Annotated in this window: 24 protein-coding genes; 12 read left to right on the top strand and 12 right to left on the bottom strand. The window is 67.0% G+C overall.

The window, feature by feature from the left end:
* Positions 1–117 precede the first annotated feature (117 nt).
* The 3 genes from ACN2C7_RS03450 to ACN2C7_RS03440 all read left to right on the top strand — a co-directional run bounded on the left by ACN2C7_RS03450 (position 118) and on the right by ACN2C7_RS03440 (position 3,771).
* Entirely contained in the window at positions 118–480 is a 363-nt protein-coding gene (locus tag ACN2C7_RS03450; protein WP_419319866.1) for a response regulator, read from the top strand.
* Between the two features lie 16 nt (positions 481–496).
* Positions 497–2,902 carry a PAS domain S-box protein gene (locus ACN2C7_RS03445; RefSeq protein WP_419319864.1) on the top strand — a complete coding sequence of 802 codons (2,406 nt, stop codon included), beginning with the start codon at positions 497–499 and terminating at the stop codon, positions 2,900–2,902.
* Between the two features lie 143 nt (positions 2,903–3,045).
* Positions 3,046–3,771: a DUF1013 domain-containing protein gene (locus ACN2C7_RS03440; protein ID WP_419319862.1), complete on the top strand. Its 726-nt coding sequence runs from the start codon at positions 3,046–3,048 to the stop codon at positions 3,769–3,771.
* Positions 3,772–3,843: 72 nt separating this feature from the next.
* Here ACN2C7_RS03440 and ACN2C7_RS03435 read toward each other — a convergent pair whose 3' ends face one another.
* The gene (locus ACN2C7_RS03435; RefSeq protein WP_419319861.1) at positions 3,844–4,017 is read right to left on the bottom strand and encodes a YdcH family protein; all 174 of its coding nucleotides are present in this window, start codon (positions 4,015–4,017) and stop codon (positions 3,844–3,846) included.
* Between the two features lie 129 nt (positions 4,018–4,146).
* On the opposite strand from ACN2C7_RS03435, the gene ACN2C7_RS03430 reads away from it, so the two are divergent.
* From ACN2C7_RS03430 to ACN2C7_RS03420, 3 genes are all read left to right on the top strand, one after another.
* Positions 4,147–4,764 carry a UbiX family flavin prenyltransferase gene (locus ACN2C7_RS03430; protein WP_419319859.1) on the top strand — a complete coding sequence of 206 codons (618 nt, stop codon included), beginning with the start codon at positions 4,147–4,149 and terminating at the stop codon, positions 4,762–4,764.
* A gap of 4 nt (positions 4,765–4,768) precedes the next feature.
* Entirely contained in the window at positions 4,769–5,218 is a 450-nt protein-coding gene (locus tag ACN2C7_RS03425; RefSeq protein ID WP_419319857.1) for a TIGR02444 family protein, read from the top strand.
* A 66-nt stretch (positions 5,219–5,284) separates the two neighbouring features.
* Positions 5,285–5,524, top strand: coding sequence for a YdcH family protein (locus ACN2C7_RS03420; RefSeq protein ID WP_419253343.1), 240 nt, complete (start codon positions 5,285–5,287; stop codon positions 5,522–5,524).
* Between the two features lie 9 nt (positions 5,525–5,533).
* On the opposite strand, the gene ACN2C7_RS03415 is transcribed toward ACN2C7_RS03420, so the two are convergent.
* From ACN2C7_RS03415 to ACN2C7_RS03405, 3 genes are all read right to left on the bottom strand, one after another.
* Positions 5,534–6,157, bottom strand: coding sequence for a methyltransferase domain-containing protein (locus ACN2C7_RS03415; RefSeq protein WP_419319855.1), 624 nt, complete (start codon positions 6,155–6,157; stop codon positions 5,534–5,536).
* Between the two features lie 76 nt (positions 6,158–6,233).
* Positions 6,234–6,596, bottom strand: coding sequence for a response regulator (locus ACN2C7_RS03410; protein WP_419319853.1), 363 nt, complete (start codon positions 6,594–6,596; stop codon positions 6,234–6,236).
* A 238-nt stretch (positions 6,597–6,834) separates the two neighbouring features.
* The gene (locus ACN2C7_RS03405) at positions 6,835–7,548 is read right to left on the bottom strand and encodes a GGDEF domain-containing protein (RefSeq protein ID WP_419319851.1); all 714 of its coding nucleotides are present in this window, start codon (positions 7,546–7,548) and stop codon (positions 6,835–6,837) included.
* Positions 7,549–7,786: 238 nt separating this feature from the next.
* On the opposite strand from ACN2C7_RS03405, the gene purE reads away from it, so the two are divergent.
* Genes purE through ACN2C7_RS03390 form a run of 3 tightly spaced genes read left to right on the top strand, consistent with a single transcriptional unit; the run spans position 7,787 to position 10,104 of the window.
* A complete protein-coding gene (purE, locus tag ACN2C7_RS03400; protein WP_419319850.1) occupies positions 7,787–8,275 on the top strand; it encodes a 5-(carboxyamino)imidazole ribonucleotide mutase in 489 nt (162 codons plus the stop codon).
* 7 nt (positions 8,276–8,282) lie between these two features.
* Positions 8,283–9,374 carry a 5-(carboxyamino)imidazole ribonucleotide synthase gene (locus ACN2C7_RS03395; protein ID WP_419319848.1) on the top strand — a complete coding sequence of 364 codons (1,092 nt, stop codon included), beginning with the start codon at positions 8,283–8,285 and terminating at the stop codon, positions 9,372–9,374.
* Between the two features lie 7 nt (positions 9,375–9,381).
* Entirely contained in the window at positions 9,382–10,104 is a 723-nt protein-coding gene (locus tag ACN2C7_RS03390; RefSeq protein ID WP_419319846.1) for an aspartate/glutamate racemase family protein, read from the top strand.
* Between the two features lie 303 nt (positions 10,105–10,407).
* Here the strand turns inward: ACN2C7_RS03390 and ACN2C7_RS03385 are convergent, their stop codons facing one another.
* Positions 10,408–11,310, bottom strand: coding sequence for an alpha/beta fold hydrolase (locus tag ACN2C7_RS03385; RefSeq protein ID WP_419319844.1), 903 nt, complete (start codon positions 11,308–11,310; stop codon positions 10,408–10,410).
* Between the two features lie 112 nt (positions 11,311–11,422).
* Positions 11,423–12,205, bottom strand: coding sequence for an SH3 domain-containing protein (locus tag ACN2C7_RS03380; RefSeq protein WP_419319842.1), 783 nt, complete (start codon positions 12,203–12,205; stop codon positions 11,423–11,425).
* Between the two features lie 112 nt (positions 12,206–12,317).
* Here ACN2C7_RS03380 and ACN2C7_RS03375 point away from each other — a divergent pair, with 112 nt between their 5' ends.
* A complete protein-coding gene (locus tag ACN2C7_RS03375; RefSeq protein ID WP_419319840.1) occupies positions 12,318–13,178 on the top strand; it encodes a crotonase/enoyl-CoA hydratase family protein in 861 nt (286 codons plus the stop codon).
* On the opposite strand, the gene ACN2C7_RS03370 is transcribed toward ACN2C7_RS03375, so the two are convergent.
* The gene (locus ACN2C7_RS03370) at positions 13,162–14,397 is read right to left on the bottom strand and encodes a pentapeptide repeat-containing protein (protein ID WP_419319838.1); all 1,236 of its coding nucleotides are present in this window, start codon (positions 14,395–14,397) and stop codon (positions 13,162–13,164) included. The two genes, ACN2C7_RS03375 and ACN2C7_RS03370, sit on opposite strands and share 17 nt — an antisense overlap.
* 229 nt (positions 14,398–14,626) lie before the next feature.
* Here ACN2C7_RS03370 and ACN2C7_RS03365 point away from each other — a divergent pair, with 229 nt between their 5' ends.
* On the top strand, positions 14,627–16,219 hold the full coding sequence (locus ACN2C7_RS03365) for an ATP-binding protein (RefSeq protein ID WP_419319836.1): 1,593 nt from the start codon (positions 14,627–14,629) through the stop codon (positions 16,217–16,219).
* A 17-nt stretch (positions 16,220–16,236) separates the two neighbouring features.
* Here ACN2C7_RS03365 and ACN2C7_RS03360 read toward each other — a convergent pair whose 3' ends face one another.
* From ACN2C7_RS03360 to ACN2C7_RS03350, 3 genes are all read right to left on the bottom strand, one after another.
* On the bottom strand, positions 16,237–17,196 hold the full coding sequence (locus ACN2C7_RS03360; RefSeq protein ID WP_419319834.1) for a magnesium transporter CorA family protein: 960 nt from the start codon (positions 17,194–17,196) through the stop codon (positions 16,237–16,239).
* A 72-nt stretch (positions 17,197–17,268) separates the two neighbouring features.
* The gene (locus ACN2C7_RS03355) at positions 17,269–17,964 is read right to left on the bottom strand and encodes a CHAP domain-containing protein (RefSeq protein WP_419319832.1); all 696 of its coding nucleotides are present in this window, start codon (positions 17,962–17,964) and stop codon (positions 17,269–17,271) included.
* Between the two features lie 70 nt (positions 17,965–18,034).
* On the bottom strand, positions 18,035–19,129 hold the full coding sequence (locus ACN2C7_RS03350; protein WP_419319830.1) for an acyltransferase family protein: 1,095 nt from the start codon (positions 19,127–19,129) through the stop codon (positions 18,035–18,037).
* 116 nt (positions 19,130–19,245) lie between these two features.
* Here ACN2C7_RS03350 and ACN2C7_RS03345 point away from each other — a divergent pair, with 116 nt between their 5' ends.
* Entirely contained in the window at positions 19,246–20,040 is a 795-nt protein-coding gene (locus ACN2C7_RS03345; RefSeq protein ID WP_419319828.1) for a TerC family protein, read from the top strand.
* Positions 20,041–20,122: 82 nt separating this feature from the next.
* Here ACN2C7_RS03345 and pstS read toward each other — a convergent pair whose 3' ends face one another.
* Both pstS and ACN2C7_RS03335 read right to left on the bottom strand, forming a co-directional pair.
* Complete coding sequence (gene pstS / locus ACN2C7_RS03340) at positions 20,123–21,139, bottom strand: phosphate ABC transporter substrate-binding protein PstS (protein ID WP_419319826.1); 1,017 nt, start codon at positions 21,137–21,139, stop codon at positions 20,123–20,125.
* A gap of 182 nt (positions 21,140–21,321) precedes the next feature.
* Positions 21,322–23,484 (bottom strand): primosomal protein N', encoded by a 2,163-nt coding sequence (locus tag ACN2C7_RS03335; protein WP_419319824.1) that lies wholly within the window; start codon positions 23,482–23,484, stop codon positions 21,322–21,324.
* Positions 23,485–23,495: the final 11 nt, after the last annotated feature.

The following is a 23,495-nucleotide window of genomic DNA, read 5'->3' as shown; positions in this document are numbered from 1 at the left end:
CGAATGAAATTGAATAATTCCTCGGCAAAATTCTCGTCCGAAACGACTCGAAATCGCCGATTAGCGTCGAAATCGAGGACAAGATTTAATCCTGCAGCCGGAATTTGTGTCAACCTGATGGCTATTATTCTTGTCGTCGAAGATGAAATTTTTATCCGTCAGGCGGCGGAATGGGCCATCGAGGATCTGGGACATCGGCCGCTGATGGCCGAGGACCTGGCCGGCGCGCTGGCGCACCTGTCGGCGCCCGGCGGCATCGACATGCTGTTCGTCGACATCCGGCTCGGCGCCCTGCCCCTGGGCGGCTACGACATCGCCAACCAGGCCCTGCAGCTCCGGCCGGGCCTGCGGGTTCTCTACACGTCCGGAAGTCCGCTTACGGCCGACATGTCCGAGCAGTTCGTCGGCGGCGGCCAGTTCCTTCAGAAGCCCTATTCGCCAGAGCAGCTGGAAGCCTCGGTCGGCAAGCTGCTGCAATAGACCTATCCAGACTTCGTTGGCGCGTAAGACTCCCGCGCCACGCCTGCTGCATGAATTGGGAAGCGCCATAGCCAGCTCGACGACGGCCCAGACGCCCGGTCAGACCGAAGAATCCATCGTCAAGGCCGGCGCCCTGCAGAGCGCCATCTTCAACAGCGCCAACTTTTCCAGCATCGCCACCGACGCCAAGGGCGTGATCCAGATCTTCAATGTCGGGGCCGAGCGCATGCTGGGCTACACGGCCGCCGAGGTGATGAACACCATCACGCCGGCCGACATCTCCGACCCCCAGGAGCTGATCGCCCGCGCCCGGGCGCTGAGCGCCGAACTGGCCACCCCGATCGAGCCGGGCTTCGAAGCCCTGGTCTTCAAGGCCTCGCGCGGGATCGAGGACATCTATGAGCTGACCTATATCCGCAAGGACGGCACCCGTTTTCCCGCCGTGGTCTCGGTCACGGCCCTGCGCGACGACCAGGACGGCATCATCGGCTATCTGCTGATCGGCACCGACAACACCGCCCGCAAGCTGGTGGAGGAGGAACAGAAAAAGTCCGACCAGCGGCTGCGGGACCAGCAGTTTTACACCCGCTCCCTGATCGAATCCAACATCGACGCCCTGATGACCACCGACCCCTCGGGCATCATCACCGACGTCAACAAGCAGATGGAAGCGCTGACGGGCTGCACGCGCGACGAACTGATCGGCGCGCCGTTCAAGGACTGCTTCACCGATCCCGAGCGCGCCGAGGCCGGCATCAAGCGGGTTCTGGCCGAGAAATCGGTCACCGACTACGAACTGACCGCCCGCGCCCGCGACGGCAAGCAAACGGTCGTCTCCTACAACGCCACCACCTTCTATGATCGCAAGCGGACGCTGCAGGGCGTGTTCGCCGCCGCCCGCGATGTCACCGAGCGCAAGCGGGTCGAGGCCGAGCTGCAGCAGGCCAAGGCCGACGCCGAAAGCGCCAGCCGCACCAAGTCCGACTTCCTGGCCAGCATGAGCCACGAGATCCGCACGCCGATGAACGCGGTGATGGGCATCGCCGACCTGCTGGCCAAGACCGAGCTGACCCCGGAGCAGGACAAGTACGTCCAGATCTTCCGCCGCGCGGGCGACAATCTGCTCAACCTGATCAACGATATTCTCGACCTGTCCAAGGTCGAGGCCTCGCAGCTGGATCTGGAACAGACCGGCTTCTCACTGAGCGACCACCTGGAAAAATCCATCGAGATGGTCGCCCCCAGGGCCCAGGAGAAGGGCCTGACCCTGATCTGCGAGATCGCGCCGGGCGTCAGCAACGACCTGGTGGGCGACCCCACCCGCCTGCGCCAGGTGCTGCTCAACCTGCTGGGCAATGCCATCAAGTTCACCGCCGCGGGCGAGGTCTCGCTGAAGGTCGACCGCGACGCCGACAGCACCGCTCCGACCGCCCTGCGCTTCTCGGTGGCCGACACCGGCATCGGCATCGCCAGCGACAAGCTCTCCCGGGTGTTCGAGCGCTTCACCCAGGCCGACAGTTCGACGACCCGGCGCTTTGGCGGTTCGGGCCTGGGGCTGACGATCTCCAAGCGGCTGGTCGAGCTCATGGGCGGCAGGATCGGCGTGACCAGCACGCTGGGCCAGGGCAGCGTCTTTGCCTTCTCGGTGCCCTTCGAGGTGTGGGCGGCGGCCAACCGGCCGGTCAGCGCCCCCGTGGGCCATGGCCCCGACACGCCCCTGCCCAGCCTGCGCATCCTGATGGCCGAGGACTCGCCCGACAACTGCACCATCGCCCTGGCCTATCTGGAAAACACGCCCTACCTGGTCGATGTAGCCGAGACCGGCCTGATCGCCTGCGAGATGTTCAAGGCCGGTCACTATGACCTGGTGCTGATGGACCGGCAGATGCCGGTGATGGACGGCCTGACCGCCACCCGCACCCTCCGGGCGTGGGAAAAGTCGAATGACCGGCCACCGACCCCGATCATCGCCCTGACCGCCTCGGCCCTGAAGGGTGACCGCGAGACCTGTCTGGCGGCGGGGTGCACGGCCTATCTGACCAAGCCCATCAAGCAGGACGTGCTGTTGCAGGCGATCCGGGACTATTCGGCGGTCGCGAGCCCCCGGTCAGAGTCGGCGGCGTCCGGGCCGGAGTCACGATTGTGGCGCCCCAGCGCCCGGCTGGCCGCGCTGATCCCCAGCTATCTGGACAGTTGCCGCCAGGACGTCATCACGATGCGCGACGCCCTGGACCGGGCCGACTTCCAGCCCGTGACCCTCCTGGGGCACAATATGCGCGGCTCGGGCGGCGGCTTTGGCTTCCAGGCCATTACCGACTTCGGCGCGGGCCTGGAGCTGGCCGCAGCGGTCTGCGACGGCGCGGGGTCGCGCACACTGGTCGATCGGCTGTCCCGCTTTCTGGATGAACAGCGCCAGGCCTGACCCGCCGAACCGGGGCCGCGACACCGCGCGACGACTGGTCTTCACCATGCCCCGTTCCCTTTCGCCGAGAACCGGATTATAGCTCCCCCGTTGAACATCCCGCCCGGCCGCAAGGTCGGGCGCCGTCATTTCTGGAGGACCGCATGTCCGACATCCTGATGCCCAAGGCGACGGCCGTCTGGCTCGTGGACAATACGTCGCTGAGCTTCGAGCAGATCGCCGATTTCTGTAATCTGCACCCGCTGGAAGTGCGCGGCATCGCCGATGGCGAAGTGGCGCGCGACATCCGCGGCGCCGATCCGATCGGCAATGGCCAGTTGACCCGCGAAGAGCTGGACAAGGCCCAGGCCAACGACGCCTATCGCATGAAGGCCCAGGTCAGCCGTCACGCCGAGCTGCTGAAGCCGCAGAAGAAGGCCCCGCGCTACACGCCCGTGTCGCGCCGTCAGGACCGCCCTGACGCCATCGCCTGGTTTCTGCGCCACCACCCCGAAGTGACCGACGCCCAGATCTCCAAGCTCCTGGGCACCACCAAGTCGACCATCGACCAGGTGCGCCAGCGCTCGCACTGGAATGCCGCCAACATCAAGCCGGTCGATCCCGTGACCCTGGGCCTGGTCGGCCAGCTGGAACTGGACGCCCTGGTCAAGAAGGCCGCCGAAAAGAAGGCCAAGGACGACCTGAAGAAGGGCATCCTGCCGGAAGATCCCACCCTGCGTCCCGCTTCGGAGACCGGCGTCGTCGAGACTCCCGAGGAGGACGAAGAGGCCGATTACCGCAAGTCGCGCGCCGAGCCCAAGGCCGAGGACGTGTTCGGCAAGTCGACCTATGTGGCCGACGACGAGGACGAGGACGACGACGAAGACTGAGGCGTTCTGGCGATCAAAATGAAAGAGGCCCATTCCGCGATCACGGAATGGGCCTTTTCTAATTCAGCAGCTTCAATGGAGCTGTGATCTCAGCCCCTCTATCTCTTCCTTCAGCCTCAGCTTCTGCCGCTTGAGCTCCCTAAGTCGGGTCGCATCGCTGGCGGGGCGCTTGGTCTCTTCCTGGATCGAGCGATCGAGGTTCTCGTGACGGGACCCAAGTTCGCGGATACGGGATTCGATGGCCATGGCTGTCGGCTCCTTGCTGTTGAGAAGACGAGTGAACACCCGCTGCGCCCGGCTGTCAGATCACATATGGTTGCAAGCGGCCCCGCTTGACTTGGCCCACCTTCATCCCGTGTCGGACGAAAATTCACCATGACGGACTCTTCCAAGACCGCGGACAGACCCCGACTGATCGTCGGAATCTCCGGCGCTTCGGGCGTTATCTACGGCATCCGCGCCCTGGACGCCTGTCGCGACCTGGGGATCGAGAGCCATCTGGTGCTGTCAAAATCGGCGGCCCTGACCCTGTCGCAGGAGACCGATCTTTCGGTCTCCGACCTCAATGCCAAGGCCGATATCGTGCACCGCGCCGCCGATGTGGGGGCCGCCATCGCCTCGGGCTCGTTCCGGACCCTGGGCATGATCATCGCCCCCTGCTCGGTGCGGACCATGAGCGAAATCGCCAGCGGCGTAACGTCTTCACTGCTGACGCGGGCCGCCGACGTGGTGCTGAAGGAGCGCAAGACCCTGGTGCTGATGGTGCGCGAGACGCCGCTGCATCTGGGCCACCTGCGCACCCTGACCAAGCTGTCGGAGATGGGCGCGGTGATCGCCCCACCCCTGCCGGCCTTCTACGCCAAGCCAAGGTCCATCGCCGAAATGGTCGACCAGTCGGTGGGCCGGGTGCTGGACCTGTTCGATCTGAACTGGAAACCCGTCAAACGCTGGGGCGAAGACATCGCGCCCATCTCCGGAAAGAGTGAGGGTTAAAGCCATGACGCTTTGGGACTGGGCCCTTGCGGCCTATGCGCGACAGGATGTCGCGGCCGCCTGCCTGAACCTGCAGGACGCCCACGGACAGAACGTGCCCTACCTGCTGTGGGCCGCCTGGGCCGCCGGCGAGGGCCGCGTCGCCGACGCCAAGGCCGCCGCCGGGCTGATGAAGCAATGGGACGCCGAGGTCGGGGCTCCGCTGCGCGGCGTGCGCCGGGCGCTGAAGGCCCCCTTCCCGGCCGTCGCCGACACCGCGCGCGAACCCTTCCGCGAAACGCTCAAGGCCGTCGAACTGCAGGGCGAGCGGGTGCTGATGGAAAGTCTGGAAGCCATGAGTGGTCCCTCGGGCCCGCCGCTGGACGTTCTGGCAGGCTTGATTGCCGCCGCAGCCGCGTCCGGCGATCCGCCCCGCACGTCGGCTCTGGAACGCCTGGCGACCGCATTGTCGTGAGCCCCTTTACGCGCGCCCCGCCTTTGCTATCTATCGCGCTTGGCTTCCAGCCAAGGGGAACTGTCCATGACCGATGAACCGTCGACCAACGACGACGATCCGTCGGACGAATCCGACCAGGCGATCGAGCGCCGATTGTCGATCCTGCGCGAAGAGCACCAGGATCTGGACGCCGCCGTCCAGGCCCTGGAAGACCGCCCTCAGCCCGACATGCTGCAGGTGGCGCGGCTGAAGAAAAAGAAGCTGGCCCTGAAGGACAAGATCGGCCGTCTGGAAGACATGCTGATGCCCGACATCATCGCCTAGCACGGGGCTTTAGGCCGGAAAGCGTCCCCTGGCGGCGACTTCCGAGGCCGGACGCTTGCGCACCACGAACTCGATGGCGCATTCGGTGGTGGGCAGACGCGTCTGATCGAAGCGCTGGTGGTCGTAGTAGAAGGTGCTGTTGAGGCTCTCGAGCTTCTGCACCTCGGCCTGCGGCCCCAGCTGGCGCAGCAGGTCCAGCACATTGAGCGACCGCCCGCTCCACGACTCCGGCTTGAAGATCGTGAACGTCCACTTGTGGTCGTCATTGAAGGTGCTGGGAAACACCCCCTGCTCGTACATGTCCTCGTCGGGGACCATCACCACCATGTGCCCGCCGGGCTTGAGCACCCGCAGCCAGTTCTGCAGGCTGACGGCCGGGTCCAGCAGATGCTCCAGGCAGTGGCTGGAATGGACGAAGTCGTAGGTTTCGTCGGCCACGCTTTCCAGATACTGGCCGTCGCCCTGCGGCAGGTCCCAGGTGTCGCAACCGCTCATCAGGGGAAAGAATGGCTTGAAGCTGGACAGGGGATCGGGCGCGCCGCCGACATCGAGGCCCTGCCCCACGAAATAGTGGCTGGCGAACTTGGGATCGTGCATTCGACGAGCGATGGACTTGGCGCATTCATGTGTCATGCGAGACCCCTGTAACCAGGTCCGTTCATCGCCCAGTTCGCCGGGTTTGTCAGCGGGCCGCCATCAGCGCGCCCCATCAGTGCGCCTGGCAGGCCTCCAAGGCCCGCACGCCGCGCAGCAGCTTGGCCGGAGTGATCGGCTTCTCCAGGCGAGCGTCGGCCCATTCATCCTCGCGCAGGCGCGCCGGATCGATGGCCGAGGCCAGAAGGGTTGAGGTCAGGACGCCGCGTCGCTTGCGGACGGCGCGGATCAACTCGCCGCCGGTCATGCGGGGCATGTAGAAGTCGGTGATCACCAGATCGGGGGCGAACGCGTCCAGCGCGTCCAGCGCTTCGACGCCGTCGCGGCATACCAGGACGTCAAAGCCGGCCTCGCCCAGCGTGATCTCGTAGATCATCGCAAGGATCGGGTCGTCCTCGGCGATCAAAATTCGCTGCATTGTCGCGCCCCACACGCCTGACACCAGTCAGAGCGCTTTTGCTTAACCAACCGTTAAATTGGTAGCGCGGGGGGCAGAACGAGTCCCTGCGCAAAACGTCGCAAGACCCTGAGGCGAGCGGAGGAGGTTCTAAACCCTAGAGCATTTTCGGGCGAAGTGGATTCCAGGTCGCGTGAAGAAAATGCGTTAAAACAAAGACCTAGAGCTCCGGACTGACGCCGTCAGGACGGCAAACGCTCTAGGCCTGCTTTCGCTTGCGCACGAACATCGCCGCATCGGCCTCGGCCAGGGCGACTTCGGGGTCCGAACCCGGGGCAATCTCGCGCACGCCCCACGAGATGTGCAGCGGCGCAGACCACTCGCCGAACTCGACGGGGGTGTCCTGGATGGCGGCCGCCAGGCTGGCGGCCTTGGACAGAGCGGTTTCCTTGTCGGCCTGGGCCAGCAGCACGGCGAACTCGTCGCCGCCCATGCGTCCGACCACATCGCTTTCGCGCACATTGGCCAGCAGACGGCGTGCAACCGCCTGCAGGGCCGCGTCGCCCGCCGCATGGCCGAAACGGTCATTGACGTTCTTGAAGCCGTCCAGGTCGAAGAACACAACGCTGGCCGGCGAGCCATAGCGCTGGGCGAAGGCGGCCACCCGCTTCATCTCGCGCAGGAAGGCGCGACGGTTCAGCACCGGCGTCAGCACGTCCTGGTCGGCCTGCTGCTGGGCTTCGTTGAGCCGCAGCTTGAGCCGCGAAACCTCGCCGCGCAGGTCGTCGATCTCGGCCATCAGGGTGGTCAGCGCTTCCTGCACCTGGGGCGTCAGGTCAGCCTCGCCCAGCCCCAGGAAGGCGGCGCTGTCGGGGGCCGGCGCCTCGCGCACGGAAACCTGGGCCCCCGCACGGGCCAGGGCCCGCTTGCGGATGGCGGCAAAGGGTTCGGTCCGGGCGCCGGAGATCTTCATGGACTAGGGAATCGTTTCTTGCACAGCTTGGCCAAGTGTTAACGGGAACGGCGTCGCGCGCAATCGGGGCGCGTTTTGGTCGCAGCACCCTGTCGTCGCGGCGCGCGCGGCGCCTGTTTCACAGGCGCACTAGGCGTTTTGGGCTTGCGCTCGCGCGATTGACGCGCATACGGGGCGACCTTCAGGGCTCGGGTCAAGCATCCGCGTCCGCGCGCCGCCTTGAGGGATCTGCAAGCCGATGCCGAATACACCGCCGGTCGCCATCATCATGGGCAGCCGCTCCGACTGGCCGACCATGAAAGCCGCCGCCGACGCGCTGGCCAGCCTGGGCGTCGCCTATGAGGCCAAGGTGATCTCGGCCCACCGCACGCCGCAGCGCCTGTTCGACTTCGCCACGGGCGCGCAAGGCGCGGGCTTCAAGGTGATCATCGCCGGGGCCGGCGGCGCAGCCCACCTGCCGGGCATGGCCGCCTCGATGACCAACCTGCCGGTGCTGGGCGTGCCGGTGCAGTCCAAGGCCCTCAGCGGCCTGGATTCCCTGCTCTCCATCGTCCAGATGCCCGGCGGCGTTCCCGTGGCCACCCTGGCCATCGGCGAGGCCGGGGCCAAGAACGCCGGCCTGCTGGCCGCCCAGATCCTGGCCCTGTCCGATCCCGCCCTGGCCGAACGGCTGGCCGCTATGCGACAAGCCCAGACCGACAGTGTCGCCGAAAGCGTCGAGGACTGAACCGCCCATGACTGACGCGTCTTTCCCCCTCGTTCCCGGCTCGACCATCGGCATACTGGGCGGCGGACAGCTGGGCCGCATGCTGGCCCTGGCCGCCGCGCGCCTGGGCTTCGACGTTCTCATTCTTGATCCTGAGGAAAACAGCCCCGCCGGCCGCGTCGCCGCCCGCCAGATCGTCGCCGCCTATGACGACCGCTGGGCCCTCAAGCGCCTGGCCGAGGCCTGCGACGTCGTCACCTATGAGTTCGAGAACGTTCCCGCCGACACCGTCGCCGAGCTGGCGGCCCTGAACTGCGTGGTCGCGCCCGGCGCCAAGGCCCTGGCCGCCGCCCAGGACCGGGTCGTGGAAAAGAGCTTCCTGGCCGAGATCGGCGTGCCCACCGTGGCCTTCGCCGCCGTCCATGACAGCGAAACCCTGGCCGCCGCCGTCGGCAAGATCGGCGCGCCGTCCCTGCTGAAGACCCGCCGCGAAGGCTATGACGGCAAGGGCCAGGCCTGGATCCAGCGAACCAGCGACGCCGAGGCCTCGTTCGAGAAGATCGGTCGCCAGGCCGCCATCCTGGAGGCCCCCGCCGATTTCGGGCGCGAGCTGTCGGTGATCGCCGCGCGCGGCCGCGACGGCGAAATCGCCTGCTACCCCCTGTCGGAAAACCACCACGAGGGCGGCGTGCTCAAGCGCACCTCGGCCCCGGCCAGGGTCACGCCGGCCACCCGCGACCAGGCCGAGACCATCGCCATCAAGATCCTCACCGCCCTCGACTATGTCGGCGTCATCGGGGTGGAGCTGTTCGAGCTGGCCGGCGGCAAGCTGCTGGTCAACGAGTTCGCCCCCCGCGTCCACAATACCGGCCACTGGACCCAGGACGGCTGCGAGGTCGACCAGTTCGAGCAGCACATCCGCGCCGTGGCCGGCTGGCCCCTGGGCCCGACCCAGCCCCTGGCCCATGTGGAGATGACCAACCTGCTGGGCCCCGATGTCGAGGCCTGGAAGAAGCTGGCCGGCGAGCCCGAGACCCGCGTCCATCTCTACGGCAAGGGCGAGGCCCGGCCCGGCCGCAAGATGGGCCATGTGAACCGGCTTAGGCCGCTGAAGGACTGACCCCGCCGTGAGCGACCAAGCCCTGATCGGCCTGATCGGCGGCATGAGCTGGGAAAGCTCGGCCCAGTACTACCGGCTGATCAACGAGGCCGTGCGCGAGCGGCTGGGCGGCGTGGCCTCGGCCCGCACCCTGATGTGGTCGTTCGACTTCGCCGAGATCGAGACCCTGCAGCACGCCGGCCGCTGGCCCGAACTGTCCCGCCGCCTGGCCGACGCCGCCCGGGCGCTGGAGGCCGGCGGGGCCGATTTCCTGGTGTTGTGCACCAACACCATGCACCGCGAGGCCGACACGATCGAGGCGGCGGTCCACATCCCGCTCCTCCACATCGCCGACCCCACCGCCCAGGCGATCAAGGCCGCCGGCCTGACCCGGGTGGGCCTGCTGGGCACCGCCTTCACGATGGAGCACGACTTCTATCGCGGCCGGCTGGAAAAGCGCCACGGCCTGGAGGTGCTGGTCCCCGAGGCCGACGACCGCGCGGCGGTGCACGACATCATCTATCGCGAGCTGGTGGCGGGACAGGTGCTGGACGCCTCGCGTGAGATCTACCGCGCCGTGATCGCCCGGCTGGTGGCGCGCGGGGCCCAGGCGGTGATCCTGGGCTGCACCGAGATCATGCTGCTGGTCGGCCAGGCCGACAGCAGCGTTCCGGTGTTCGACACGACGCAACTGCACGCCCTGGCGGCGGTGGAGCGGGCGTTGGGCGGCGTGGGGGAGCTGACGCGGTAGGTGTCTGCTGGGGGTGGTGAGCGGCCCTCGCCTTGGCTTCCGACCCGAAAGGCGGCGCTCCGGGGTCGCGCCAAGCCTTAGGTCTCTTGGAGGCTGCAGCGTGCCGGTCTCTTCGACATCCCTACATGCCCTTGTCATCCCGGCTGCAGCGTAGCGGAGAGCCGGGACCCCGGGGCCGGGGACAAGCCCCGGGACGACGAGAAACAGTGCGATGGAGTCGAAGCCCTAGGATCTTGGGGGGCCGGATTCACCGCAAGCACCTTGCCGACAAGGCGGACCTTCAGGTCGCCACTCTCGGAACGATCACTGCGTCACCATCGCGAAGATCGCGTCCCGCGCCAGGTCCGGGCGCTCCATCGGCAGGAAGTGGCTGGTTCCGGCCACCGTCTCGACCGTCACGTCCTTGCCGCGCCGGGCGAAGCTGTCGCCGGCCCGGCAGGTCGAGCCGCGCTCGGCTTTCAGGATCCGCACTGGCCCCGTGACCTTGCGGATCGCCCGCCAGGGATCGTGGGCCTGGGCCGAATAGTTGGAGGCCTCCCAGGCCGGCGCGCAGGCCAGTTCCACCTTGCCGTCGTCACGATCAACGAAGCCGCCGTCGACATAGTCGGCCAGCATGGTCTCGGGCCAGGTCTTGAAGGCTCCGCGACCGGTATAGGCGGCCACCACCGCCTCGCGGTCGTCGAAGACGGCGCGGCGGCGCGAGGCGGCCTGGGCGATGGGCATCTTCTTCCACAGCGCGCCCGAGGTCCAGGGAACCTGGGCGTACAGAGCCACCAGGCGCGGCATGATCACCGGATCCAGCAGCACCAGACCCTTGACCGCGCCGGGCAGGGCCGCGGCGGCCAGCAGGCTGACCGTGCCGCCCATCGAATGTCCGGCCAGCACCACCGGGGGACCGTTCAGGGTCTTGAGCAGAGCGACCAGATCGTCGCGCAGGTCGAGCCAGGAACGACGGCCCTCGCCTTTCGCGGCCAGGGTCGTGGCGCCATGGCCGCGCTGGTCGATAGCGAGCACTCGCAGGCCCGCCGAGAGCGGGGCCAGCAGGCTGTTATAGGTCTGGGCGTTGAAGCCGTTGGCGTGGACGAAGATCACGTCGATGGCCCGGTCCTGCGGGCCAAATTCCAGCGCCGCCATCTCGCCGGAGCCGGCGGGGCTGTCGATGGCGATCATCCGCCTTCGGGGTTGTCGAAACACGGCCGCATCCATCGGCAAGGGTCCTTTTGCGGCTCCCGACCAGGATAGGGCCGCAAGGCGGCCGCGTCCAACCCCGCCTCCGCTTAAGGGCCAAAGACCCCAAAGCGAAGGCGGCCGGTCAGGATCAGGCCTGGGTCAGCTGCCACTCGCCGCGATTGTCCTGGCAGGCGCTGTAGCGTTCCGTGGCCGGACGCTGGCCCGAGGTCGAGATCGAGGCGTTGATCACCCGGCACGAGGCGGCGACGGTCTGCAGCGGACGCACCAGGCCTGGGGCAACATATCCGACGGCGTATCCGCTCTGGCCGACCAGGATCCAGCCACCGTTCGGGGCCGAGCCCAGGGCGTCGAAGGCCTGGCCGGCGGCCAGCTTGCCGACGACCTTGCCGCTGGTCGAGGGGGTCGAACGCATGTTCGCCGCGCCCTTGGCGGCGTACTGCCCCCCCAGAGCGTCATAGCTGGGCAGGGACTGCACGCCCTGGGCGAAGCGCAGGTTGCGGCTGTCGACGGGCGGGCCGTAGCTGGAGGAGACCACGTCGATGCGGCCCGAGGCGCCGGTGCGCGAATTGCTCCAGGTCTGGGGCTGGCCGGTTTCCAGCGCCTTCTTCGTGGCCTGCTGGGCCAGGGCGGTGTCGGTCGACTGCATACGGCAGCCAATATAGGAGCCCGCCGCCGCGCCGGCGGCCGCGCCGACCAGGGCGCCGAGGGTCTTTTCGTTCTTGGCGACCTTGCTGCCCAGGAACGCACCGGCGGCCGCGCCAATCAGGGCCCCGCCTTCCTGCTTCTTGCCCGAGCCTTCGCACGAGAACAGGCTGCCCAGGCCCTTGGACTGGGCCAGGACGGGGGCCGGAACGGCCAGGCTGGCGCCGGCCATGGCGGCGATGGCGAGCAGGGCGGGGGTGGTCTTCATGGGTCTTCCCTCTGTCTTGGCCGACGGTTGTGCGGCCACATTCCGCAAAGTCAGTGTTGGCGCCGCGTCCGGTCCGCGAGATAGTCCCTTATCAACGATAAGGGAGGACGTCATGAGCGCCCACGATCACGCAGACTATACGTGTTTCAAGGTCGAGATCGAGGCTGGCGTCGCGCACATCCAGCTCAAGCGTCCCGACGCCATGAACACTATGACACGGGCCTTCTGGAACGAGCTTCCCGCAATTGTGAAACATATTGACGACAACGCCCTGGCGCGCTGCATCGTCATCACCTCGACCGGCAAGCACTTCTCGGCCGGCATGGAGCTTTCGGTGTTCACCGACGGCGAGGGCGTCACCGAGGAACGGACAGGCGACCGCCATGTGGCCGGCGAGAGCTTCCGCCATCATGTCCATCACCTGCAGGACACCTTCACCTGCCTGGACAAGGCCCGCATGCCGGTGATCGTCGCCATCCAGGGCGGCTGTATCGGCGGGGCGGTCGATTTCGTCAGCGCCTGCGACATCCGCTATGCCACCTCCGACGCCTTCTTCTGCATCCAGGAGATCAATATCGGCATGACCGCCGACGTCGGCACCTTCCCGCGCCTGTGCAAGCTGATCCCCGAGGGCTGGGTGCGCGAGCTGGCTTACACAGGTCGCCGCCTGCCGGCGGGGCGGGCGCGCGACATTGGCCTGGTCAACGAGACCTTCGACAGCCACGAGGCCCTGATCGCCCACGCCTTCGCCACCGCCCGCGAGATCGCCGAAAAGTCGCCCCTCGCCGTGGCCGGCAGCAAGGTGATGATCAACTACGCCCGCGACCATACCATCGCCGACAGCCTGGACTATATCGCCACCTGGCAGACGGGCATGTTCGCGGGATCGCACATGGCCGAGGCGTTCAAGGCGAAGATGGAGAAGCGGCCGGCTGACTTCCCCGACCTGCTGCCGCTCAAGAAGAAGATGTAGCCTTCACCGGCAGTTCGGCGCCCGTCAGGTCGCAACCCTCGAGGCGGGCTCTGGTCAGGTCCGCCTCGATGAACCGGGCCCGCGGCGCGCTGGCTCCGGTCAGATTGGCGCCGCGCAGCACCGCGCGGCTCAGATCGGTGCGGATGAACCGGTCCTCGGCGATCTTCAGCGGACCAAGCTTGGCGCCCGTCAGGTCGGCCTTGGCCAGCTGGGCCCCGACCAGGCGCGCGCCGCGCAGGTCGGCGTTCCTGAACTTCACGCCGCGCAGGTCCGCGCCCATCAGATTGGCGCCCTGCAGCTGGACGCCCTCCAGATCCATGCCGAACAGAACCGCTCCGGGCGCTGACAGGCCCGTAAGCCGGCGGTTCTTCAGGCGTTTCAGCGGCCGGAAATCAACCTCATCGACCCGGGCGATCGCGCCCTCGCGGCCCTCGGACCTGACGAAGGCTTCATGGGCGTCGAGCACCTCGGTCAGCGGCAGGTCGTCGATATAGATGATCGGCGGCGGGGCGCGCAGCACCTCGCTCATGTCGACGTCCTCCAGATTGGCCCCCGACAGATCGGTTCCCACCAGGACGGCCCGCCGCAGCGAGACCTTGGACATGTCGGCCTTGTGCAGATTGGCGCCCGACAGGTCGGCGCCGTCCATGCGGGCATTGGCCAGCTTGGCGCCCTGCAGGCTGACGCCCGTCATGTCGGCGTCGCTGAAATCGGCGGCCTGGGCGAAGGCGCCCGACATCTGGGCCCCGGTCAGCTTGGCCCCGTTCAGCAGGGCGTAGTCCAGTTCACCCGGACGTGTGGAATGCTTGAGGATCCGCAGGCCCTTGGTGTCATCCTGCACGGCGGTGACGCCCTCGCGCAGGTCGCAGGCTGAAAGGTCAGCGCCCGAGAGATTGGCCCCGCGCAGGCAGACGCCGCGCATGTCGGCCCGGGTCAGGTCGCAGTCGCGCAGGTCGGCGTCGCGCAAATCGGCGCCGTACAGCGTAGCCCGCACCAGCTTGGCGCGCGCCATCATCGCCCCGCCCAGCAGCGCGCCGGTCAGGTTGGCCTCCGAGAGATCACGGCCCTCGAAATTGTAGTTGTTGAGGTTCACATACGAGAAATTGGCGCGGCGGCCAGCCGGCTGGCCCTTCAGGAACCGGCCGTGCGCGTCCATCACCTCCCGAACGGCGGAGGCGTGCAGCGAGCGGATCAGACTGGGTCTGGCGGCGGCGGACATGTGGGCAGGGGCGCCTCTCGAGAGCGACGGAAATTCACACATCAGCTTTAAGGAAAGGTTCAGCCCCGCCTGAAAATGCAGCGTAGGCTGGCCTGTCGCAGCCGCCCGCGCCTTGAAGCAGTCGACCTTGGACGATCAGCGACGAACAGCAAGCTTTGCCGCAATCCCGGCTTAACCTTGATCACCTAAGCTTTTTCGGTCGCAGTTGACGCTTTGAAGGATCGTTCGCATGACGCAGGAGTCATCCGTTTCTAAAGGGTCCGCCGAACTGAGCATAGCGGGCGAGGAACGGGTCGGAGACCTCAGCACCTTCTTCCGGGTCTCCCTGGATCTCCTGATCATTCGCGACCTAGAGGGCCGGGTCCTGAAAGCCAGCGACTCGTGGGGCACCGCTCTGGGACATCCCCCAGACGAGATGCAGGGCCAGCCGCTGCTGCGCCTGGTCCACCCACACGACCTGCCCGGCACGCTGAACAGCGTGCAGGAGGTTGTGCTGCGCCGTCCGGGTGATCCGGTGCTTGGCTTCATCAATCGGTATCGTCACAAGGACGGCCACTACCGGACACTGGAATGGCGGGCCCAGCGATTTGGCGATCGCATCTATGGGATGGCGCGCGATGTCACGGATCGGGTCGCGGCCGAACGCGAATTGATCGAGGCCAAGGCGGCGGCCGAGTCGGCCAATCGCGCCAAATCCGAGTTCCTGGCCAATATGAGCCATGAGATGCGGACGCCACTGAACGGCGTGATCGGCATCATCGACGCCTTGTCGCGTACGCCGCTGAGCGCCGAACAGGCCGAAATGGTCGATTTGGTCCGCGACTCTGGCGTGACGCTGGAGCGGCTGGTGTCAGACTTGCTGGATGTATCGAAGATCGAGGCGGGCCAACTTCAGCTGGAATCCCGGCCGTTCGACCTGGAACAGACCCTGCGCCCGTGTATCGAAGTCACGCGCCACCAAGCCGAAGACAAGGGGCTGACCTTCACGGTCGAGCGCGAGACCCCTGCGCGGGGCCGCTTCCAGGGCGACGGCACGCGTATCGGCCAGATCGTCGGCAACATGCTCTCCAACGCCGTCAAGTTCACCCAGGCCGGCGGCGTCGTCCTGCACATCGGCATGGTCGAGACGTCAGACACCGCAGAGTTGATCCTGACGGTCGAGGATACCGGCATCGGTTTCAACGCCGATCACGCCAGCCGTCTGTTCAGCCGGTTCAGCCAGGCCGATGAGACGATCAGCCGCCGGTTTGGCGGAACCGGGCTTGGCCTGTCGATCTGCCGCTCGCTGGCGCAGATGATGGGCGGCGAGATTTCCGCCAGTTCCGAGCCGGGAGTCGGCAGCCGGTTTGTCGTCCGCCTGCCCCTGCGGCGCGAAGAAACCCTGGCAACCTATGATGCGCGCGACGATCAGACCGCGTCCACGCCCGACGCCCACCTTGACCGCCCCCTGCGGGTGCTGCTGGCCGAGGATCACCCCACCAACCAGCGCGTGGTCCAGCTGATTCTCGCCAGCCAGGGCGCCCAGATTGTCACGGTGAGTGACGGGGTAGAGGCGGTGGCGGCCTTTGCCGACGGCGCGTTCGACGTGGTGCTGATGGACATGCAGATGCCGCGCATGGACGGCCTGGCCGCCACCCGCGCCATTCGCGCCCTGGAAGCCGCGCGCGGCGCGCGGCCGACGCCCATCGTAATGCTCAGCGCCAACGCCATGGCCGAGCATAGGATCGAGGCGATGGCCGCCGGGGCCAGCCTGCATGTCGCCAAGCCGATCACCGCCGCCAACCTTCTGGCCGGAATACAGGACGCCGTCGCGATAGTCTGATTGGCGACGCGCGCGCCCTAAAGCCAGCCCTTGCGTTTGAACCACAGCAACGGCCCGATGCCGGCGGCGAACATCATGCCCAGGGCCATGGGATAGCCCTCCATCCACCGCAGCTCGGGCATGTGCTCGAAGTTCATGCCATAGACCCCGGCGATCAGGGTCGGCGGCAGGAACACCGCCGAGAACACCGAGAAGATCTTGAAGATCGCGTTCTGCTCGATGTTGATCAGGCCCAGGGCCGCGTCGAGCAGGAAGGTGATGTTGCTCGACACATAGCTGGAATGGTCGGTGATCGACTGCACGTCGCGCTGCAGCGATTTGAGGTGGTCGCGCAGCTCGCGGTCGCCCTCGAACTGGTCGGCCAGGGACGCGAAGCTGAGCAGGCGCGCCAGGCTGACCAGGCTGTCGCGGGCCTTGGCGTTGATGTTCTGGGCCCGGCCCAGGCGGTTGAGGATCTGCTCGAAGGCGCCGCCGCGCGGACGGCTGAAGATGGCCCGCGACTGGGCCTCAACCTCGCTGGCGGTGCGCTCGAGAATGTCGGCTGTGCGGTCGACGACGGCGTCGAGCAGGCCAAGGAAGGTCTGTGGGCCATTGGGGCACAGGCTGGGCTGGCGCTCGGCCTGGGCGGCGAACACCGAGAAGGCGCGCGGCTCGACATAACGGATCGTGATCAGGCGCTGGCCGACCAGAACAAAGGTCACCGGCGCGGCGGTCGGCAGATCGCCGTCGGCATTGACCAGGACGGTGGCGGTCATGAAGGTGCCGCCGTCCTCCTGATAGAGACGCGAAGAGGCCTCGATCTCGGCCATCTCCTCGCGGGTGGGCAGCAGGACGCCGATGGCCTGTTCGACCGCAACCTCCTCGGCGCGCGAGGGATCGACAAGCTCGATCCAGACGGCGTCGTCGGGTAGCCGCCAGTCGCGGCCCGCGTCGCCGGTCTCGAAACCCGGCGCGCCACGGCGAAGAATTCTCAGCATGGATCGGCGAGCCTCGTCACCCGCCGGGAATGACCCAGCGCGAGCGTGGCGTCAATCGGGGCGCAGCGAGGCCTAGCGGGGTGCGGCCGGCTTGTCGTCTTCGGACGGGCCGCCCGAAGCGGCGGCGATCAGGGCGGCGATCCGGTCGGTGGAGTCGGCAGCCTGGTTGATGATGTCCAGCGGCGAGGCGCGAACCGAGGCGGCCACCTGGTTGGCGGCGGACTTGGCCAGCGAAACGGCGGCGTCTTGGGCCAGGGCCAGCTTGCTGGTGGCCACGGCGATCTTGGTGGCCTGGGCGTTCTGATAGATGAAGCCGTGGGTCGGATAGACCGTGGTGCCCAGATCGCGGATCGGATCGTACCAGACCTTGACCTGGGTCCAGTCGCCTGCCGGCGAGACGTCGACCACGGTGACGTCCTGTTCGACCTGGCCGCGGGCGCCGTTCATCACCGACCAGTTGGCGTGGGTCACCTGGATGACGCGATCGGTCAGCACCTGGCTGACGAAGGCGACATGGCCCAGGTTCATGCGGCCGGTGGGCTTGAAGGACAGGACCGAGCCGATCTTCGGCGCCGAGCCGGTGTCGTAGTGGCCGGCGGCCTGGCCCCACCAGGTGCGGGCGTCGCCGAAGATTTGAATGCCAGACATCAGACGCGCGAACGGCACGCACTGCCAGTACCCGTCAGCCACCGCGCCGGAAACCGGCATCAGGCTGATCATGGCGGCAGCGGCGATGGAACCCCAGAGGGTTCTCGTCCGTTTCGTCATGCTGTGGGCACTCCCCCGTGTCAGTGGGCCAAGCAGTAACCTTGCCAGAGACCTATGAAAAGAGTGTTTCTCAGGCGCCGGCCGCGACCAGTCGCCGCTGGGCGCGGCGTTGAGCCCAAGATTTCATGTGCTCGCGGGCTGGCTTTTCGATCAGATGATAGGATGCGGCCGAGAGCGGGATCAGCGCTGCGACAATGCCCAGCCAGATCAGCAGGGGCAATTGCTCGCCCTCGATACCCAGAATTTTCGTCGCTGCATTGACTGAAACGATCTTCCAGGGAATGCAGATCATGTAGGTCGAATAGCTGATCTCGCCCAGATAGACGAAAATGCTCTGGCTGGCGAAGGTCGAGCCGGTAGCGGCCAGGCTGGCCAGCATTAAAATCAGGCCGCCCAGCACCGCAACAATGACCGGATCGGGGGCGCCAAGGTGAACGGCGCCCAGAACAAGGGCGCCCATGACCAGAGCGCCGGGCGCGGCAAGTCGGCCCGGGATCGCGCCCGAACGCCACAGGGCGTGCAGGGCGCAGCCATAGGCAAAGCACGGGACAATGCGCAGCGCGCCCCACTGGATGGTCGCGGCCGTCAGCGGGAAGCCGGCCAGGCGCTCGAAGGCGGGATAGAGCACCGCGATCAAGGCCAGGGCCATGGCCACGGCCACGAACGGCCGCTTGCGCAGCCTCCAGGCGACGAAGGCGAAGGCGGGGAAGCTGAGATAGGCGAACCACTCGGCCGAGATCGACCAGGAGGCGTGGTTCCAGCCCGACACCGGCGCAAAGCCCCAGGCATGGACCAGCAGCAGGTTGGCCGGCAGGGCTTCCCACGAGACGATGTTGTGACCCACCACGATGCCCGCCAGGCTGGCCACGGCGGCCATCAGGCCCACGCCCGCCAGGGTGGCCAGATGCAGCGGATAGACCCGCGCCAGCCGATTCCACAGGAAGTCGCCATAGCGGAACCGCCCCTGGCCAAAGCCCTGCAGATAGACGTGGCAGAGAATGAAGCCCGACAGGGTGAAGAAGGCCTCGACCCCCAGATAGCCCTTGGTCGCGACCGCGGGCGTGAACCCGACCGCCAGATTGGGCCAATAGTGGAACAACACCACCCAGAAGGCGGCGAAGAACCGCAGAGCAGTTAGGGGTTTGATATTGGCGGCGTCTGGCATATTTCAGGTCCAGTCTGGCGAAGCCTGGGGGCTTCCGTCACGTTCCCTTGCATGGACGGGATCCACAGAGGGGTGGGTCGAGACGCTTTTTCAGACGACAGCCTTAGAACAGGACGATGAACGAACTCCTTAACCTCGCCGTGGACCCCGCAGCCTGGGCCGCCCTGGTCACCCTGATCGTCATGGAAGTCGTGCTCGGCATCGACAACCTGATTTTCATCTCCATTCTCTCGAACAAGCTGGCGCCCGAGCATCGTCAACGCGTGCGCCGCATCGGCATTTCGCTGGCCCTGATCATGCGTCTGGTGCTGCTGTCGACCATCGCCTTCATCGTCGGCCTGGTGCATCCGGTGTTCGACCTGGGCATTGCCGGCCCGGCCGGTCCGACCGGCGAGCCGTCGTTCGAGACGGCCTTCTCCTGGCGCGACCTGATCCTGCTGGCCGGTGGCCTGTTCCTGATCTGGAAGGCCACCAAGGAAATCCACCACACGGTCGATCCCGCCCAGGAAAGCGGTGACGTCCTCGACAAGACCGGCGCCGCCATCTCGAATGTCGGCTCGGCGATCTTCCAGATCATCCTGCTGGACCTGGTGTTCTCGATCGACTCGATCCTGACCGCCGTCGGCATGACCGAGCATCTGCCGATCATGATCATCGCCGTACTGGTCGCCGTGACGGTGATGCTGCTGGCCGCCGATCCGCTGGCCAACTTCATCAACAACAACCCGACCGTGGTCATGCTGGCCCTGGGCTTCCTGCTGATGATCGGCACGGTGCTGATCGCAGAGTCGTTCGGCATGCATGTGCCCAAGGGCTATATCTACGCGGCCATGGCGTTCTCGGCCACGGTCGAGGGGCTCAACATGATGTCCCGTCGAGCTGCGGCCAAGAAAAAGGGCGAAGGCCACTAAGCCTCCGCCCCGCCGATCGCCTTCAAGGCCCCGTCGTCCTGGATCGTGTCCAGGGCGGCGGGGTTTTTTGTTGGGCGGACGCCTATCGCGCTTTCCAGCTCTCGCGGACCAAGGCCTTCGCCTTTGCCGGGGCGGGCGAATAGCCCAGGCTGGACATCCGGGCGTCGCCGTTGGCGTAGCCCCACTCGAAGAAGTCCAGCACCCGCTTGCGACGATCCACAGGGGTGTCGTCGCGCACCAGGCCGTAGCTGACCAGCACCAGCGGCCAGCTCTTGGCGCCGGGCTGATCCAGGGTCGGAACGCCAAAGCCCTTCGACGCCGACCAGTCAGCCTGGGCCGCGACGGCGGCGAAGGCCTCAGGCGACGGGGCCACGAAGGCGCCGTCGCGGTTCTTCAGCGTCACCAGATCCAGTTTGTGCTCCAGCGCATAGGCGTATTCGACATAGCTGATCGTGCCCATCGTGCCGGACATGATTTCGCTGATCCCGGCATTGCCCTTGCCGCCCAGGCCGATGGGCCAGGCGACCGTCTCGCCGGCGCCGGGGCCGGCCTTCCAGGCCGGGCTGACCGCCGACAGATAGCTGGTCAGCAGCAGGGTCATGCTGGCCGGATCGGTGCGGCGCGCAACGGTGATCGGCCAGTCGGGCAGGTCGACCCCCGGATTGACGGCCTTCAGCTTGGCGTCATTCCACTGGGTGATCTTGCCCAGAAAGATGTCGGCCAGTAGCGCGCTGTCCAGGCGCAGCTTGCCGCTCTCGAGCCCGGGAACATTGGTCACCAGAACCGTGCCGCTGATCAGGAAGGGAAACTGGCTCATGCCCTTGGCGGCGAGATCGGCGTCCGACAACGGCATGGCGGTCACGCCGAAGTCGGCGGCCTTGGCCTCGATCTGGCTGATGCCATAGGCCGAGTTCTGCCCCTGATAGGTCATCGTCTCGCCGGTGGCGGCCTGGTAGTCGGGCATCCAGGCCTTGAACAACGGCGACTGGATGGAGCCGCCGGCGCCGCTGATCGCGGTCGGGGCCGGCGACTGCGCGCCCGCCGTGCCCGTCAAACCGAGACACAGGGTCAGTGCGATCGGCGCGATGGATAGTTTCAAGAGCATCCCTCCAAGGACTGTACAACATTAGAGAAAGGCCGCTCAGCCAAACTCAAAATGAGTACCTGTTGTTTTCCACCTCCTTTTGAAACCAAGACTTTCATTCATGAAATGCGACACGGAGACGCACGAATTTCTCGCGCCATTACTATGGCTGCGCGGAATATTTCATTAATCAGTAGTTAAAGAAAGCTGTAGGGGTCGATATCGACCACCACCCGCACCGAGTTCGGGATCCTGGCCCGCGCCCGCCAGGCTGACATGAAGCCCTGCAGGTCCACGCTGCGATCGGCCCGAACCAGGAACCGCTTGCGGCGGCGACCGCGCACCAGGGTCAGGGGCGCGTCGGCGGGGCCGAACACCTCCACGCCTTCGGCATTGGGGATCACCGCCGCCAGGGCCTCGACATAGGCGTCGAGGGCCGCGCCATCGGGGCCAGAGGCGATCACCGCCGCCAGCCGTCCGAACGGGGGCAGGCCCGCCTCTTCGCGCATGCGCAGTTCGGCCTCGACAAAGGCGTCGCGGTCCTGGGCCTTCAGGGCCTGCAGCACGGCATGGTCGGGGGTGTAGGTCTGCAGCATGGCCCGCCCCGGCTTTTCGTGGCGTCCGGCCCGGCCGGCCGCCTGGGCCAGCAACTGGAAGGTCCGCTCGCCGGCCCGCAGATCGCCGCCGCGCAGGGACAGATCGGCGTCGACCACGCCCACCAGGGTGAGGTTGGGGAAGTTGTGGCCCTTGGCCGCCGCCTGAGTGGCCACCAGGATGTCGATCTCGCCCGCCGCCATGCTCTCGACCAGGGCCCGCGCCCCGGCCGCGTCCATCACCGTGTCGGACGAGAACACCGCGATCCGCGCGGTCGGAAACAGGAAGCGCGCCTCCTCCTCCACCCGCTCGACCCCCGGGCCGATCGACACCAGGCTATCCTTGGCCCCGCAGGCCGGGCAGGCCTCGGGCTTCTTCATCGAGAAGCCGGTCAGGTGGCAGACCAGACGCCCGGTATAGCGGTGCTCGACCAGCCAGCTGTCGGTGTCGGGCGATTTCATCTTCTCGCCGCACGACTTGCACAGCACCAGCGGCGCATAGCCCCGGCGGTTGAGGAACAGCATCGACTGCTCGCCCCGCGCCAGGGTCACGGTCATGGCCTTGATCAGCGGCGGTGACAGCCAGCGGCCGGCCTCGGGCGGGGTCTCGCGCAGGTCGATCAGGCTGATGTCGGGCAACTGCGCCGCCCCGTGCCGGGCGCTCAGCCGCAGCCAGCGGTAGCGACCGCTCTGGGCGTTGAACAGACTTTCCAGCGACGGCGTGGCCGAGGCCAGCACCACCAGCGCGCCCTCGATCTTGGCGCGGGCCACGGCCAGGTCGCGGGCCTGATAGATGAAGCCCTCTTCCTGTTTGAACGAGCTGTCATGCTCTTCGTCGACCACGATCAGCCGCAGCTTGCGGAACGGCAGGAACAGGGCCGAGCGGGCGCCGACCACGATCCGCGCCTGGCCGCTGGCCACGCCTTCCCAGACGCGCCGGCGTTTGGGCGGGGCGACGCCGGAATGCCACTCGGCCGCGGCCGCCCCGAACCGCGCCTCGAAGCGGCTCATCACCGCCTGGGTCAGGGCGATCTCGGGCAGGAGGATCAGGACCTGCGAGTCTGGATCCTCGGCCAGGGCGGCGGCGACAGCCTCCAGATAGACTTCGGTCTTGCCCGAGCCGGTGACGCCGTCCAGCAGCGCCGCCTGGAAGCCGCCCTGCCCCAGCATCTCGCCCAGCACATCCGCGCAGGCCTGCTGGCTGGCGTTCAGCGACTGGGGCGGCAGCGACAGGTCGGGGGCGGGGAAGCTCTTGTCAGCCTCGACATATTCGACGGCCAGCGCGCCTTCATCGACCAGGCCCTTCACAACACCGGCCGAGACCCCCGCCAGATTGGCCAAGGCCGCGCCCGACATCGGCCCGCCCTGGGCCGCCGCCAGCACCTTGAGGCGGGCCGGCGTCATGCGGATGGGCTGCGAGCCGGTGAGCACCAGCACCTTGTCGGGCTTGGGCGGCGGATGGCGCAGGCCGCGCAGGGCCATGGCCAGCGGCCAGCCCGGAACATCGACCGAATAGCGCGCCGCCCAGTCGATGAAGGTCAGCACGCCGGGCGGCAGGGACGGATCGTCCAGCTTTTCAAGAACCGGTTTCAGCGGCCGGTTGCCGCCGGTCCCGTCGCGCAGGGCGGTGACCACACCGCGAATCACGCGGGGCCCCAGGGGCACGGTCACATGGTCGCCGATCGCCAGGCCCAGCCCCTCGGGCTCGGCATAGTCGAACGCCTCCGGCAACGGCATGGGCAGAAGGACGGAAGCGATGCGCGGCATGGAAAACAGCT

Origin of the sequence: Caulobacter sp. ErkDOM-E (assembly GCF_048541895.1) — a bacterium.
In the GTDB taxonomy this organism is placed as follows: domain Bacteria; phylum Pseudomonadota; class Alphaproteobacteria; order Caulobacterales; family Caulobacteraceae; genus Caulobacter.
This window is presented reverse-complemented; position numbering and strand designations above follow the sequence as displayed.